Here is a 14,090-nt window from a genome sequence, read left to right as displayed (position 1 = left end):
ATCATGAAAAAACAAATTTGTTATTCTGACTTAGCTTTATTATCAAACGACCTATTCGACAATATCGATCAATTAATTAAGCACGGTGCAGATAAAGTGGAATTATTAATGGATGGACAAGAGTGGAACGAGATGGAAGACCTATTTGAAACGCTCGTACCAAAGTTTCAATCACTCCCAGTCGGCTATACGATCCACCCACCCGCTTGGGATATTAATTTAACAAGTGAAAACCGGGCAACGAGAGAGACAGCTTTTTCCGAATATAAAAAAGCGATTGAATTTGCCGGCATGATCGGAGCAAGTCACGTCGTGATCCACCCAGGCTTTTGCTTTTCTCCAGTCTTTAATAAACAAACAGCTCAACAGCGCGCCGCTCAGTACATTAATGAGTTATGCCAAGTCGCTAAGCCATTAAATGTGAAACTTGCCATTGAAAACGTCGGATACAACGGAAGTTCACTTTTCACTCAAGAAGAATATACGAATTTCTTACGCGATATCGACGAAACAGCTGGCTTTTTAATCGATACCGGTCATGCCAATTTAAACAATTGGGATATTCCACGATTAATTAAAGAAACGAAAGACCGCCTGCTTGCTCTACATATTCATGATAACGATGGAACAGGAGACGATCATTTAGCTATCGGGGAAGGCACCATCGACTGGAAGTCTGTCTTTGTAGTTATCAACGAATACGCATCACATTGTGAATTAATTCTTGAGTACGCTCCAAACACACCATTAGAGAAATTACAAGCAGGGAAGAATATTCTACTGAGTGAGATTCAAAACTAACGACACGGGAGTTAAACATGATACACATTGACGACTTTGAAGCCTATTGTTTTGATTTAGATGGAACGATCTACGTCGGGAAGCAACTTCTCCCCGGTGTCAAAGAAATGATGGATACATTAAAAAAACACAATAAGAAAATCTTATTCATTACCAATGCTCCTACGCATACAAGAGAATATTGTCAGCAACTTCTCTGTTCATTAGGGATCGCAACAGAGCTAGAGGAAGTCATCACCGCTTCCTCACTATCTGCTGTTTATTTTTTAGAAAACGCCCCTGACGCCTCTATCTATATCGTTGGGGAGCAAGCGATTACAGAAGAGTTTAGTCATCACCCATTGCACGTAACGGAAGATCCATTACAAGCCTCTCACGTCCTTGTTGGATTAGACCGTACCTTCACCTATGACAAGCTTAATTTGGCGATGACAGCCGTGCGTAATGGCGCTAAACTCATCGTAACGAACCCTGATCCTGCTTGCCCCGTCCCTGGCGGTTACATCGCAGATACACTCGCGATTGCTAAAGCTATTGAAGTCGCTGCTGGACAAAGCATTGATCAAGTGATCGGCAAACCATCTGCCTATTACATTAATAAAGTCCAAGAAAAGTTAAACATCTCAAAAGACAAATGCTTAATCATCGGCGACCGACTAGAAACAGATATCCTCATGGGAAAAAATAATGGGATCTCTACCTGCCTCGTATTAACCGGTGCATCTAGTAGAAAAGATATTGAACGAACGAAGATTGAACCAGATTACGTAGTTGAAACTGTAGCAGATTTGTTTAATGGCACTAAGTAATCTCACAAAGAAACAAGCCGTCTAGCTGATTAGACGGCTTGTTGACATATATCTCATATAAAACTCCTTATTATAACTTAAACACCTTCACCAATTGCTGCAGTTCGCCCACAAGCTCATCTAGCTCTTCTACAGACATGTTCACTTTCTCCATTTCTTTCGCTTGTTGCTGCATAATCATTGACATTTCACTAGAAGAGGCCGCTTGTTCTTCAGAAACGGAGGAGATATTTTCAATTTCATTTGCTAAATGATCCGCATCTTTATTTAAAGTCGTAATGGCTTCGGAATGTTGACTCATTTTTGTAGCAATGCTGTCAATGGACTGGGATAAATTATTAATCGAATGTTGAATGTTCGAAACGGCTTGTGCCTGTTCGGACGTCGTTTCCTTCACACCAGCCATCGCATCAACTGTTTGCATCGTATCATGTTGAACCTCTTGAATGATATGTCGAATACGATCCGTAGCTTCCCCCGATTGGTTAGCTAATGACCGAATTTCATCGGCTACAACCGCAAATCCTTTTCCTGCTTCGCCAGCACGCGCCGATTCAATCGCCGCATTTAACGCCAATAAATTCGTTTGATCTGCAATCATTTGAATCGTTTGCAAAATACTGACAATGCTTTCGACTTTTTGATTCAGTTGGCTAATGACACTTTCAATATGAGCCGTTGCCTGACCATTTTGTTCATTGGTTGCCACGAGCTCTGTTAACATCATCATCCCTTCTTTTTGCTCACTCATCATTTGTTTCGCCGATTCCTCAATCGCTTCCGTTGTGGAAGATAACTCGTCAAAAGCTTTCGATAGTTGTCGGGTAATAAATGCTCCATTTTCAATAAATTTAGCTTGCTCTTTACTACCAATTGCGACTTGTTCAATAGAAGTCGTCACTTCCTCAGTAGTAGCGGCAGTCTCCTGGGAGCCAACAGCTAATTGAGTAGATGCCCCTCGCACCTTGTGAGACACTTCATGGATACTATTAGCCATGTTACGTAGCTGCGTCGTCATATCATTAAAGTTCACTGCCATTTCGCCGATTTCATCCTGATTAATAACCTTCGTTTGAATCGTTAAATCCCCTTGCTGTACCTTTTTCATATCACCGACTAAAAGACGTAAAGGCTTCGTCAATTGGCGACTTAAATAAATGGAAAGCAACACACTAATCAAAATACTCCCAACAGCGAGCATAGCAATTAGCTGAGTCATCTTATCCACATGCTCATATACTTCTGCTTTCGGCGAATGAAGTAATAGATGATGACCGTTCGCTAACTGACTAAAGGCGACTATTTCCTCTTCTTTTCCCATCGTAGTTGAAAGAACTCCAGATGGTTTTTCGTTTATGTATGTAGACAAATTTTTATTTACATTAACTAGTGACTCTTGCTGTTTATATGTAGGATGAATTAAAAATTGCTGCTTTGCATCAAGTAGTACCCCATAGCTTTGTGGTGTCGTTTTCATTTCATTTACGGCATTAGAAAAAAGATCGAAGCGAATATCCATCCCCACGACACCAATCTCTACGCCATCTTTTATAAGCGGAACGACATAGCTAATCATGTCGACATTGATATTTTCATTTTTATAAGGATCAAGCCAAACCGCATTTTTCTCCTTCATGGGGATATAATACCAACCGACATGTGCTAAATCATTCGGGTCATACTGGCTGAAATCAGTTGGGACTAGTTGCTCTATTTTTCCATCATTATTAGAATCAGCATGAAACACCCCCGAAGTTGGCGGGCTAAAAGTCGGATTAAAACGAATATAAAAGGCCATCGCTCCTTCTGTTTGCTCAGCAAATTTCGCTGCAATCGGTCGCACCTTCTCTTGATAAGCAGAAAGATAAGCAGGATTCGTTTGAAAAGCCTTCACATCATCTAATAGCTCTAACGTCGTCACCGCTAAGCCATTAACCGATGCTTCAATTTTTTCTATGGTAATATTCAGTTCCTTTGCATCATTTTCCACCGATAGTTGAGTATCCTCAAAAGCATATTTCTCCAATAACTCTTTACTTTTCGATACGCTGACGCTTCCCATAATGGTTGCGATCAACAATGAACAAGCAATCATTGCCATCATGATTTTATGCCGCATTTTCAAACCTCGATTATGCCTCTCTTGTCCCATAAGACTCCATTTCCTCCTACTAAATATCGTTGAATGAAGTTCAACTATACATCCATTATATAAAAATTAATCGGGAGCAAAGTAATTTTTTTGTGAATTTTTATTTTTTTAGGAGCATTCACTTAATTATTCCTCAAATGAATAAAACAGCTAATACACAATTATCATGCCAACTTATTGATACTCCTTTTAATTAGTACAAAAGTTTTATTCATTGGTTTTATTTACCTATAATATTCAAAAAATAATACTATTATACCAATTGAAATTTTTGGTTTAATCATACAATAATACTGTTTTCCTTTAGGCTTATTGATATGTATCTCAAATTGATTTACGATAATTCAGTACAAATGCACAATTAGAAATCCCTATACAACGGATGAAAAAGGCAAACTATTCGAAAGGATAGGACGCAAAGCCTAGGGTCTAAGGTTTAATATGTTAAGCTATGATCGCCTGGTTGCCAATTTGATGGATTTTTATACCATAAAATTCTTTGGCTATTCTACCCTGTATAGAATAGTTTTTTTTACTTCCAAATGACAACAAATGAGGTGGAAATAAGAATGAGAAAAGAATGGTGCACCGATGAAATTGAATACTTAAAAGAATATGTAGGCTTTCAAAAAATTTCGAGTATCGCCAAAAAACTAGATCGCTCTTTTGAATCTGTCTTAGTCAAAATGAACCGACTAGGATTAGCTAACACAAAATCACAAACAGGGCTCGTCACTCTCGGAGAACTGTCCAAAATCCTCCAAGTCGACCGCAACACAATTAAATGGTGGATGAAAAAACATCATTTACCCTTTATTCAAAAAGTAACGAGAAAATCAAAAAGCTTCTATTTTATTGACCCTTGTCAATTTTGGAAATGGGCAGAAATACATAAAGAAAAAATCACCTTCTCGAATATTCCTTACCAAGCACTTCCACCTGAACCAGCGTGGGTAAAAGAAGAAAGAATAAAAGAAAAAGAGAATCAACTATGCAAGAAAAGAACCTACAAATGCTGGACGACAAAAGAGGACCAGCGTCTGATTCAACTACGCCAAGAAGGACTCACTTACGCAGAAATCGGCCGCCGAATGAACCGAAGCGTCAACAGCATCATTCGTCGCTATGAGCGAGTGATGAAGGAAGTAGAAGTGTAAATATACGAAGAATAACTCCCAACAAAGGCTGTCCGAAAGCTGTGCATCGGATGGTCTTTGTTGGGTGGATACCATTAATGCTAACCCCTTTTTCATTTCAACTTTTTCGCAACCTATCTTCTCTTGAATAATCTCCTGAAAAAACTCAGGCTCCTTTGAAAAATCAATGTCTTCATATAAACCCTGAACAGAAACAACACAAACTCAGCAAATAACTCATGGATCAGCTACTTCCACAGTTCCATACGAGGGCAGATTTTCTAACCTCCTATTTCTTGCCGTTAGTTTACTGCATCCTTTCACTTTAATATATCATGATTTGGCACAACAACAAACGTACGTTCGTTATCATCACTAATCCTATTCCCTTTTCACTATATGGTAAAATAAGGTCATAAGAAAGGTGGAGAGAAGATTGAAAAAAAACGATTCTAGCTTTACCCTTTACTCTTTTTGCTTTAGTAGGTTGTTTGAATAATAGTGCGACTAATGATATTTACTTAATTCCAGAAGATTATGAGGGGTATGTATACGCCTTCTATAACGTAAAAGACGCACCTGAAATCAAAAAAGAAGGAGATTATAAAGTATACTTTATAAATGATAAAGGCTACTATGTTACCTCTACTCCCGATATGGATTACGGGACAGTGACTGATAAATACTACTATGTAGATCCAAATGGTAAAAGGACGAAGATTGACGAAGAATGTATTAGAGGACTAGGGACAGGCAGTTTTGAACATGACCCGGACAGTCTTAACAAACTTAACATTCATTATACTGGGATTGAAGTAACAAAAGATGGATGTGGTCCAGAGTTCACAGAGTCTGGTAATGGCGTGAATGACGAAGATTTAGATTCAATTCTTGCAGAAGTAGTGAAAAAACATTACGGGGTAGAGTTGATGGATAGTGATTAAGTCCGAACAATCCTCCCATAGCTAAAATAATAAAGATTTCCCAGCAACGCTTGATTTGATACCGATTTACATTTAATATATCTAGATATGTTTAATCATTACTTATTATAATTAATTATAACTAAACACATCAACTAGAGTTCATCGGAGGGAAGCTTTTTGAGAAAGTTAACAAAACAGACGATGGCGGTATTTTCATGCCTGGTGGAATGACTTTTGTCAAAACGGCTGAGGAGAAAGGCCATATCCAAACGATCAAAGACCCTATCGCTTACCATACACCCGTCGTTATCACACCGAAAGATAACCTAGCAAATATTCAATCTATCTATGACCTTGCCAATAAAGACGTTCACAAAAAAGATATTTTATTTTTTAACAAGGAAGGAGAATTAACATGACCATCACACTAGAAGCTATCGGCACGATCTACACGGAGCTGTCTAATAAGTCCCTAAAATAAAAGAGGTGGAGAAAAACGAGTCGTTTTTCTCCACCTCTTTTTGTTGGTTTCCGATACTTCTCTGAAAGTAGCTGGCGGATGCCGGCTACTTTCAGGAGGTTGTGGGCTAAAGCCACAATCCCGAATTCCGCGTGTACCTTGTCGATCCCCCGCAAGGAAAATCTGCGGAACGACCGATTGCCCTTGACGTGACCGAACGCACTTTCGACTTCGACTTTTCGTCGAGCATAGATCGTGGCGTTCTCCTCACATTCAAGGGCTGTTTTGGCCTTGGCTTTCATTTCTTCGAAAATCGTATTCCAATGGACTTGACGATTACCTTTCGCTTTTGTGCATCGCTCCTTCAACGGGCAACTGGAACAGTCTTCACATTCGTACACTTTATAGCTTTGTACGTAACCTGATCGGTTTTTCTTGTCCATGTATTTCAAGAATTTCACTCGACGACCGTTTGGGCAAATAAATTGATCGTCTTGTTCCTCATAGGTCCAGTTTTTGGCGTTTCGGATGTCCTTTTTATAGCTTCGTTCCTGTTCTTTCATATAAGTCGCATACGGAATCAAATAGTTAAAGCGCGGCTCTTTTTCTCCCCCAATCGCATACACATAATTTTCCTCACTTCCATACCCCGCATCGGCGACCACCGTTTGGGGCATCGGTAAATTCGTGGAAGCCAATTTCTCCAAGTGGGGAATGAAACAGCGTGTATCCGTTGGTCGTTGATGAATCGTATAGAATAAGATGAATTGATGTTCTGTCGCCATTTGCACATTATATCCAGGTTTCAACTGACCATTTTTCATGTGATCTTCTTTCATACGCATAAACGTCGCATCCGGGTCGGTTTTCGAATAACTATTTCGATCACCAAATGTGGCGTTTTGTTCCTTGTATTTGGCGAGTCGAGGCAAGAAATCTATGCGAATCAGCTTCATCGGTTTCCTTAAGGCGCTACGTTGCTTTCGCTTTTCTTTCCGTATTTGAACATCCGGTTCTTGGTCGATTTCTTCTGTTAGTTGATGGACTTCCTTCTCTAGTTGATTCGCTAGGTTTTCTAACTGTTCAGGCGTCGCTTCTTGAGGGATATCTGATTCCGATTTGGTCACTTCTTCAATGTGTTGAAGCGTCTGGTCGATCTTTTCTTTGAGTTTTTCTTCAAAACGTGTGGTGGATTTTTTCCATACAAAGGAGTATTTATTGGCGTTGGCTTCGATTTTCGTGCCATCCAAGAAATAGTTTTCCATCGTGATATACTTGTCCTCGATTAACTTCAGAATCATCGTTTCAAACAATTCGTCCATCATCGCTTTCATACGTTGTCCTCGAAATTCATTAATCGTGCGGAAATCGGGTTGTTGCATCGCAGCTAACCACATCGTCGGAAGGTTTTCTTTTGTCAGCTTTTCAATGCCACGGCACGAGTAGACTTTTTGGGAATACCCATACAAAATCACTTTCAACATCATTTTCGGATGGTACGAGCTTCGACCGCCACCTGAATAATAGGCAAATAATTGCTCATCGGGGATCGCCTCGATCATTTCATCAATCACCCGTGCGATATGATGTTCAGGAATCCAAGTTTCAATGTCTAGGATTGCTTGGCTTTGAGAGGGATCATACGGTTTAAATGTGGGAGAAAACGTTCGCTTAGAAACGGAAGTTTCTTCTTTTACCTCTAGAGGAAGGCTCATTTGCGTGCTATAATGGGCAGTAGTAATCTTTGGATTGCTCATAAAAAATCGCTCCTTTTTGAGATGTTGTGTGGTAACTTCATTTTACTATAAAGGGCGATTTTTTTGTGCGATTTTTTCCATAAATGAAGAAGGGCTGTCACAGAAAGTCAGTTTTCACTGACTTTCTGGACAGCCCCATGCCGATTCAAGCAGTCGCAGCTAAAGAAGCAGAAGGGTATATTGAGCTAAACGAAGAGCTCGTTCCTGGCCTGAAAGATATTGAAGAATTTTCTCACCTAACACTCATTTATCACTTACATTTAGTCACAGCTATCTCATTGGAAGTGAAACCCTTCCTTGATGATCAATCTCACGGCGTGTTCGCTACCCGCTACCCAAGACGCCCGAATAAAATTGGCTTATCCACAGTCCGATTACAAAGGGTAGAAAGCAACCGCCTATACATCTCTGAAGTCGATATGCTCAACGAAACACCACTGTTAGACATTAAACCATTTGTTCCTCAATTCGACCATAGAGAAACCAATCGGATCGGCTGGTTTGAAGGGAAAGTTGGAAAGGTTGATCGTACGAAGGCTTATGAGGGGGAGTGAACAGGAAACTGCCAGCATCTCCATTCGATGCTGGCAGTTTTTCATTGCTCATTTCAGAGTCTATAAATATATGTTTAATACCATTTACTCAAGAAGTCATCTTTTTGTTTATTTGAGATTTTTCGACTTCCTACATCATAAATCTCCTCTGTTTTTGTATCAATTCGATAAGTATTTAAATACCAAGAAGCTTCATGATTATAATAACTTAAGGTTTGAAGCTGATTTTTAGCTGTTAATCTTGGCGACCAAGTATAATACAGCCCAAAATCCTCTCTAGTATCTAACTGAACAAGCTGCCCATCTTTAACCATATAAACATTAGCCCCTCGAAAATTAGATGACATCGTCGCTTCTACAAAAAGCAAATCGCCCTGTCCCGCTATAGTTGATTGTTCCACTCTAATTAAATTACGTGTATAGTTATATTCGTAATTAGGTTCAACTAATCGGGATAAAATCGCGGGATTCCCTAATTGATGAAGGGTTAATTGATAATCTGCGCGAAACATTAAGTCACCCTCACCTGCACCTGCCCACACGGAAAATGGTCCATCATCGAATGTAGCATAGCCATATATGCCATTCATTTTCTTCGTGTTCACTTCAAATGCTTGACCATTGGCATCTTTCAACTGAAAAGAAGGAGAAGCAGCTTTACTAATATTAAAAGGCTGAACTTGTCGAATACCTGCTTTATGTAAATTATACAAAAACTTCGCAGCATGCCAACGAGCTAGTTCATCATTATACCCGTATGTGTGAAAATTTTGTACTCGAGAACTTTTCCCTTGCGAAATCTTATGCTTATACATATATTGAACCGCATTATATCCATCGCTTGCTACATTTTGTCCCGCCGCTACAAAACGAGCCATCTCTCCTCGTGTAATCGGATAAGAACGACCATATGTACTATAATAATCCAACAGAGGAATTTTATATTTCTTGAACTCTCTGTAATAGGGTTCACTCCAATGCTCCCCCTTTAACGGCTTCAAACTTTGAGAAGAAATATTTTGATAATAATTCGCCATCATAGCAACAAACTGCGCTTCTGTTAATTTATTATTCGGATAAAACTTTCCATCCTTATATCCATTTAAAAATCCGTTTTTCTTCGCCCATTCCATCTCCTTTGCCGCTGGATGATTAGCTGGTACGTCTTTAAAACTAGTTGCAGATGCTGAACTAAAGCCAAACAGCAACATAAAAGAGAAACACAATGACGCTACTAATTTTTTCATTTTATTACTACCTTCCTGTCTCTACTGTTATTCAATACGACTAACACTTTTCCTATTGTTTCTCAATTTTAATGATGAAACATAGAAATGATTTTCTCTTATCGTTACCTCCAATCTCATTATTGCAAAAACAATACCTTTGTACCACTTAACCATTTCTACAAATAATTCTAAATACCTACAAGTTTCATTCGACATATTTCTACTTTTTTATTTCTTTGAAAAGTTAACCTCAGGAAATAACATAAAAATACAATGCCCCGGTTGAATAAAGAACATTCTTCTTGTCTATATTCATATTTTTCACCTTAAATATCCCAAAAACACTCAGGAAAAAGAGCTTAATTGGCGAATATTTTAATAGTTGTAAATAAAAGAAGGAAATTGTATGAGTAACATAGGAGGGGGTGGAGAAGGACCAGTATCTCAGTTTATACTTCTTAGTAAGCAGTGGACGGAAGAAGCCTATTGCAACTAACATTAAAGAAGCTACAGATAACCCAGCTGAAATTTTAAGAGAGCTGCAAGCGCCGTCTCCACTTTCACAATTTTTAGATGTAAAAATTTAAATTAACTCAATAAAAAGGGGCCTAGACCCTATTCAGAGTCTGACCCCTTATATCGATTAATCTTTAATTAAAATTACCATATGAGCCACTGTATTCAATTGATTTTCCTTCAGCATTTCATTCGTCTGCTGTAAAAACTGTGGATGATGGTCAATCACTTTAGACAATGATTGAATCAATTTTAACACTAAGTCCATCGTTAATTCACCATGATAAGCAGCTAGACCAACGATATGCATTTTCACTAATGCATAATGAAGCACGAGTTGAACATAATCATTGAATAAGTCCTTATCTGATGAAAAGGCATTAGAAAAAGCAAGATGTACTAAATAGTTTTCAAATATGTACTCATGCTGATTCATAAACGGTGCAACAATGGATTCATAAGCCTCTTCATACGTCTTTACTTGTTTCTCTTTAGAAATGTTCGACTCGTTAAACAAAAGCCCTTTTTCTACTTCCTCTAAACATTGTGTATATCTCTCACTAGACACGCCTCCTGACAGCCGTACATTCAAAATAGCTGTCAGCATATTTAACTGTAGCTCCGTATGTTTAGATATCTTTTGAACCATTTGCTTAACTGAATCTACGTCTTGAATCATTTCTAGGAAACGCCCTGTAATCTCTTCAAATGATGTCACTGATAATTTTTCATTGATCTGCTTCACATACAAACCGACTAACAAAAGTCTTTCGACTAGAGTAAACTTTCTTTCTTGCAATAATTCGATCACTAACGAACGAATCTCAAAGAAATACTTGCGATGATCTCTATTTCCCATCGTGGCAGAAAGAACTTTTTTGGCCACATTTAATTGATTAGGTAGCTCTTTTTCTTCCAAAGAAAATTCAATCTTCTCCTTATTTAAAAGGGCTAGTCTCGCTACCTCTGGACAAGAGAGTGTGAGTGATTCCTCAATGATCTCATTGTATTGTGAATAATTTCGTGGATACACTTGGCATGTGTAAGAAAGAAGATCATGCCCAAAATCTTTATGAATCGAACACAATCCTTCCCCATCCAACATTGGACATGCAGCTTCTTCAGTTAGTTGTACATATCCAAAGTCATTGAAACCGACACTATCTTTATTCCGTTTAATCGACTTCTCAAACCGCTCACGCCACGGCCCCTCTTTCACTTTTCGATATTTCTTATACGTCTCTTTATCAATTGTCACACTCCAGCCTTTACAACATGTATCCTCACAAGCTGGCCCAATACAAGAAAACTGCTTCATATACTCTGGAGATAAGGTCATTTGGTTGGTCATTATTCAAGCTCCCATATGTTTAATTTCTACTATTAGTTATATCGGTTGTCGATACAGATTCTTCATTCCTTTATATTCTGGTTCAATAAACATTTGGATAAGCTGTCCAGATAAATTGATAATCTTTAAACCTTGATTAAATCCCTTTAAGCAATGAGTTTCCCACCCCTACACATTCTCTCACAGCTTCAATGACATATTTCACATCTTGATCAGTCATCTTCGGAAAAATCGGTAATGTAAGCGCCCCTTCATACCAAGCTTCAGCTTTTGGACAAAGTCCGCGTTCATAGCCTAGTTGTTGATAGTATGGGTGCAAATAGACAGGAATATAGTGAACATGCACACCAATATTTAACGCACGCAGTTCTTCAAAAATTTGTCGACGTGTTTTTTGTAAATCATTTAAGTTTAGTTGAAGCATGTACAGGTGCCAACCAGAATTCGTACTGGAAAGCTGGGTTGGCGTGATAACCCCGTCCCAATTCGAAAAAGCTTCACTATATTGCTCAGCTATCTCCCGTCTTCGTTCAATAAAAGTATCTAATTTATGAATTTGTGAGACCCCTAAAGCTGCTTGAATATCGGTCATTCGATAATTGAACCCAAGGTCAACCATTTCATAATACCAAGGACCTTCATCTTTGGATAAATGGTCGTGAATAATTCCATGCGAACGAAAGCTTTTTAATTTTTCATAGTAGTAATCTGAATCAGTAACAATGATTCCACCTTCTGCTGTTGTAATGGGCTTCACCGGATGAAAACTGAACATCGTCATATCGGCTTGTGTGCCCACTTTCCGTCCATTATACCCTGCTCCTAGTGAATGTGCTCCATCTTCAATTACCACTAAATCATGCTCTTTCGCTATTTCTAAGATGACGTCCATATCCGCTGGCTGCCCTGTAAAATCCACAGGCATAATGGCTTTCGTCTTGTCTGTGATTTTTTTCTTAATATCCTGTGGATCAATGTTATAGGTTTGCTCATCTATATCCGCAAAGACAGGCCGTCCACCACAATAAAGCACCGCATTCGCAGTTGCTACGAATGTGATAGGAGTTGTAATGACCTCATCTTCCTCAGAAATCCCTGCAGCAAAACAGGCTCCATGTAAAGCTGCGGTCCCATTAGAAAAAGCCACCGCATACTTGGCACCAACATAATCAGCTACAGCATGTTCGAATTCTACAACTTTTGGACCCTGTGTCAGATATGGTGAACGTAGTGTATCAAGAACGATTTGAATATCAGCTTCATCAATTGTTTGCTGGCCATAAGATAAGAAGGTGTCTCGTTTTTTCACAGTAATAACTCCCAACTTAATGGTGTTCCTTTAGGTGCATCTTGTTTGATTGTTTTCCCCAATACTAAATCAAAATATTTTGGCGACAGTCCATGTCCAGGACGAATGATGCGAACATTTTCTTTTGTCAGCACATCTCCTACCTTTAAGTCTTCCCCAATATAAAGAGAGCGTCTATGTTCTAAAGAAGGCTTTTCTGTAGAAGTCGGCCCGTACTTAACCACACCAAGACTTTCCCATGCTCGTTTCGTTTCTACCACCAGTTGCTTCATTTCAGACGGTTCTAGAGAAAATGCGGAATCCACTCCACCATCTGCTCGCGAGGTAGTAAAATGCTTTTCAATAACGGTTGCCCCTAACGCTACAGCAGTCACCGAGGTCCCAATTCCCATCGTATGATCAGATAGTCCGACTTCTGTCTGGAACAGCTCGCGCAGATGAGGAATGGTTTTGATATTGGAGTTCGCTGGCGTCGCTGGGTAGGTGCTTGTACATTTCAATAAAATAAGCTGATCATTGTCTTCCGAACGTACTGCCTGAACCGCTTCATCGATTTCTGCCACAGACGCCATACCTGTTGAAATAATCACTGGCTTTCTGGTAGCAGCTACCTTTTTAATTAAAGGAATGTCGATATTTTCAAATGAGGCGATTTTATAAGCAGGCACATCGAGCGTTTCTAAAAAATCAACAGCTGTCTCATCAAATGGTGAGCTAAAAGCAAGCAAGCCATGTTCCTTACATCGGTCAAAAATAGCTTGATGCCATTCCCATGGTGTATAGGCTTCTTTATATAAATTGTAAAGCGATTGCCCTTTCCATAGGTTGTTCTCACTTTCAATCCTAAACTCTCTAGTATGAATATCCAGTGTCATCGTATCCGGCGTATACGTTTGAAGCTTCACGGCATCCACGCCCGCTTCTGCAGCTAAATCCACAATTTTCAACGCACGTTCTAATGATTGATTATGATTGCCGGACATCTCTGCAATAATAAACGGCTTATGATCTTTACCAATGAATTTTGTTCCAATTTTAATCATTTCTTCTTTTTATACCTCTCTTATTGATAACAAATTTGAAAATAAGC

Annotated in this window: 12 protein-coding genes, 2 pseudogenes and 1 riboswitch; of the genes and pseudogenes, 7 read left to right on the top strand and 7 right to left on the bottom strand. The window is 39.0% G+C overall.

Going from position 1 to position 14,090, the window contains the following annotated elements:
- Positions 1–3 precede the first annotated feature (3 nt).
- The gene (locus tag CEF22_RS02880) at positions 4–801 is read left to right on the top strand and encodes a sugar phosphate isomerase/epimerase family protein (protein WP_100401681.1); all 798 of its coding nucleotides are present in this window, start codon (positions 4–6) and stop codon (positions 799–801) included.
- Positions 802–818: 17 nt separating this feature from the next.
- The gene (locus tag CEF22_RS02875; RefSeq protein WP_100401680.1) at positions 819–1,610 is read left to right on the top strand and encodes an HAD-IIA family hydrolase; all 792 of its coding nucleotides are present in this window, start codon (positions 819–821) and stop codon (positions 1,608–1,610) included.
- A 70-nt stretch (positions 1,611–1,680) separates the two neighbouring features.
- Here the strand turns inward: CEF22_RS02875 and CEF22_RS19045 are convergent.
- Together CEF22_RS19045 and CEF22_RS19040 are read right to left on the bottom strand one after the other, a co-directional pair.
- Positions 1,681–2,250, bottom strand: a pseudogene (locus CEF22_RS19045) (methyl-accepting chemotaxis protein); the annotation flags it as partial.
- A gap of 372 nt (positions 2,251–2,622) precedes the next feature.
- Positions 2,623–3,672: pseudogene (locus tag CEF22_RS19040) on the bottom strand (PDC sensor domain-containing protein); the annotation flags it as partial.
- Positions 3,673–4,142: 470 nt separating this feature from the next.
- Positions 4,143–4,233, top strand: a riboswitch (cyclic di-GMP riboswitch).
- A 98-nt stretch (positions 4,234–4,331) separates the two neighbouring features.
- Between CEF22_RS19040 and CEF22_RS02865 the strand changes: the two are divergent.
- From CEF22_RS02865 to CEF22_RS02855, 3 genes are all read left to right on the top strand, one after another.
- Positions 4,332–4,919: a sigma-70 RNA polymerase sigma factor region 4 domain-containing protein gene (locus CEF22_RS02865; RefSeq protein WP_100401678.1), complete on the top strand. Its 588-nt coding sequence runs from the start codon at positions 4,332–4,334 to the stop codon at positions 4,917–4,919.
- Between the two features lie 470 nt (positions 4,920–5,389).
- Positions 5,390–5,842: a DUF6843 domain-containing protein gene (locus tag CEF22_RS02860; protein ID WP_100401677.1), complete on the top strand. Its 453-nt coding sequence runs from the start codon at positions 5,390–5,392 to the stop codon at positions 5,840–5,842.
- A gap of 143 nt (positions 5,843–5,985) precedes the next feature.
- Entirely contained in the window at positions 5,986–6,243 is a 258-nt protein-coding gene (locus tag CEF22_RS02855) for a substrate-binding domain-containing protein (RefSeq protein WP_332849181.1), read from the top strand.
- 28 nt (positions 6,244–6,271) lie between these two features.
- On the opposite strand, the gene CEF22_RS02850 is transcribed toward CEF22_RS02855, so the two are convergent.
- Entirely contained in the window at positions 6,272–7,999 is a 1,728-nt protein-coding gene (locus CEF22_RS02850) for an IS1182 family transposase (protein ID WP_442857386.1), read from the bottom strand.
- A gap of 179 nt (positions 8,000–8,178) precedes the next feature.
- On the opposite strand from CEF22_RS02850, the gene tsaA reads away from it, so the two are divergent.
- Positions 8,179–8,595: a tRNA (N6-threonylcarbamoyladenosine(37)-N6)-methyltransferase TrmO gene (gene tsaA, locus CEF22_RS02845; RefSeq protein ID WP_198508012.1), complete on the top strand. Its 417-nt coding sequence runs from the start codon at positions 8,179–8,181 to the stop codon at positions 8,593–8,595.
- 74 nt (positions 8,596–8,669) lie between these two features.
- Here the strand turns inward: tsaA and CEF22_RS02840 are convergent, their stop codons facing one another.
- The gene (locus CEF22_RS02840; RefSeq protein WP_100401674.1) at positions 8,670–9,842 is read right to left on the bottom strand and encodes an S-layer homology domain-containing protein; all 1,173 of its coding nucleotides are present in this window, start codon (positions 9,840–9,842) and stop codon (positions 8,670–8,672) included.
- A gap of 407 nt (positions 9,843–10,249) precedes the next feature.
- Between CEF22_RS02840 and CEF22_RS02835 the strand changes: the two genes are divergently transcribed.
- A complete protein-coding gene (locus CEF22_RS02835; RefSeq protein ID WP_232726048.1) occupies positions 10,250–10,411 on the top strand; it encodes a hypothetical protein in 162 nt (53 codons plus the stop codon).
- A 56-nt stretch (positions 10,412–10,467) separates the two neighbouring features.
- Here the strand turns inward: CEF22_RS02835 and fliB are convergent, their stop codons facing one another.
- The 3 genes from fliB to pseI all read right to left on the bottom strand — a co-directional run bounded on the left by fliB (position 10,468) and on the right by pseI (position 14,043).
- Entirely contained in the window at positions 10,468–11,691 is a 1,224-nt protein-coding gene (gene fliB / locus CEF22_RS02830; RefSeq protein ID WP_100401673.1) for a flagellin lysine-N-methylase, read from the bottom strand.
- A 136-nt stretch (positions 11,692–11,827) separates the two neighbouring features.
- Entirely contained in the window at positions 11,828–13,000 is a 1,173-nt protein-coding gene (pseC, locus tag CEF22_RS02825) for a UDP-4-amino-4,6-dideoxy-N-acetyl-beta-L-altrosamine transaminase (RefSeq protein WP_100401672.1), read from the bottom strand.
- The gene (gene pseI / locus CEF22_RS02820) at positions 12,997–14,043 is read right to left on the bottom strand and encodes a pseudaminic acid synthase (protein WP_100401671.1); all 1,047 of its coding nucleotides are present in this window, start codon (positions 14,041–14,043) and stop codon (positions 12,997–12,999) included. The genes pseC and pseI overlap by 4 nt, the downstream gene beginning before the upstream one ends.
- Positions 14,044–14,090 lie beyond the last annotated feature (47 nt).

The sequence above is a fragment of the Bacillus sp. FJAT-42315 genome, from assembly GCF_002797375.1.
In the GTDB taxonomy this organism is placed as follows: domain Bacteria; phylum Bacillota; class Bacilli; order Bacillales; family Domibacillaceae; genus Bacillus_CE.
Note: the sequence above shows the minus strand (reverse complement) of the source record. Positions and strands in the feature narration are given on the sequence as shown.

Coding starts and splice junctions, on each gene's coding strand:
- CEF22_RS02880 (WP_100401681.1), top strand. CDS start 4: ATGAAAAAACAAATTTGTTATTCTGACTTAGCTTTATTATCAAACGAC.
- CEF22_RS02875 (WP_100401680.1), top strand. CDS start 819: ATGATACACATTGACGACTTTGAAGCCTATTGTTTTGATTTAGATGGA.
- CEF22_RS02865 (WP_100401678.1), top strand. CDS start 4,332: ATGAGAAAAGAATGGTGCACCGATGAAATTGAATACTTAAAAGAATAT.
- CEF22_RS02850 (WP_442857386.1), bottom strand. CDS start 7,999: ATGAGCCTTCCTCTAGAGGTAAAAGAAGAAACTTCCGTTTCTAAGCGA.
- tsaA (WP_198508012.1), top strand. CDS start 8,179: ATGCCGATTCAAGCAGTCGCAGCTAAAGAAGCAGAAGGGTATATTGAG.
- CEF22_RS02840 (WP_100401674.1), bottom strand. CDS start 9,842: ATGAAAAAATTAGTAGCGTCATTGTGTTTCTCTTTTATGTTGCTGTTT.
- fliB (WP_100401673.1), bottom strand. CDS start 11,691: ATGACCAACCAAATGACCTTATCTCCAGAGTATATGAAGCAGTTTTCT.
- pseI (WP_100401671.1), bottom strand. CDS start 14,043: ATGATTAAAATTGGAACAAAATTCATTGGTAAAGATCATAAGCCGTTT.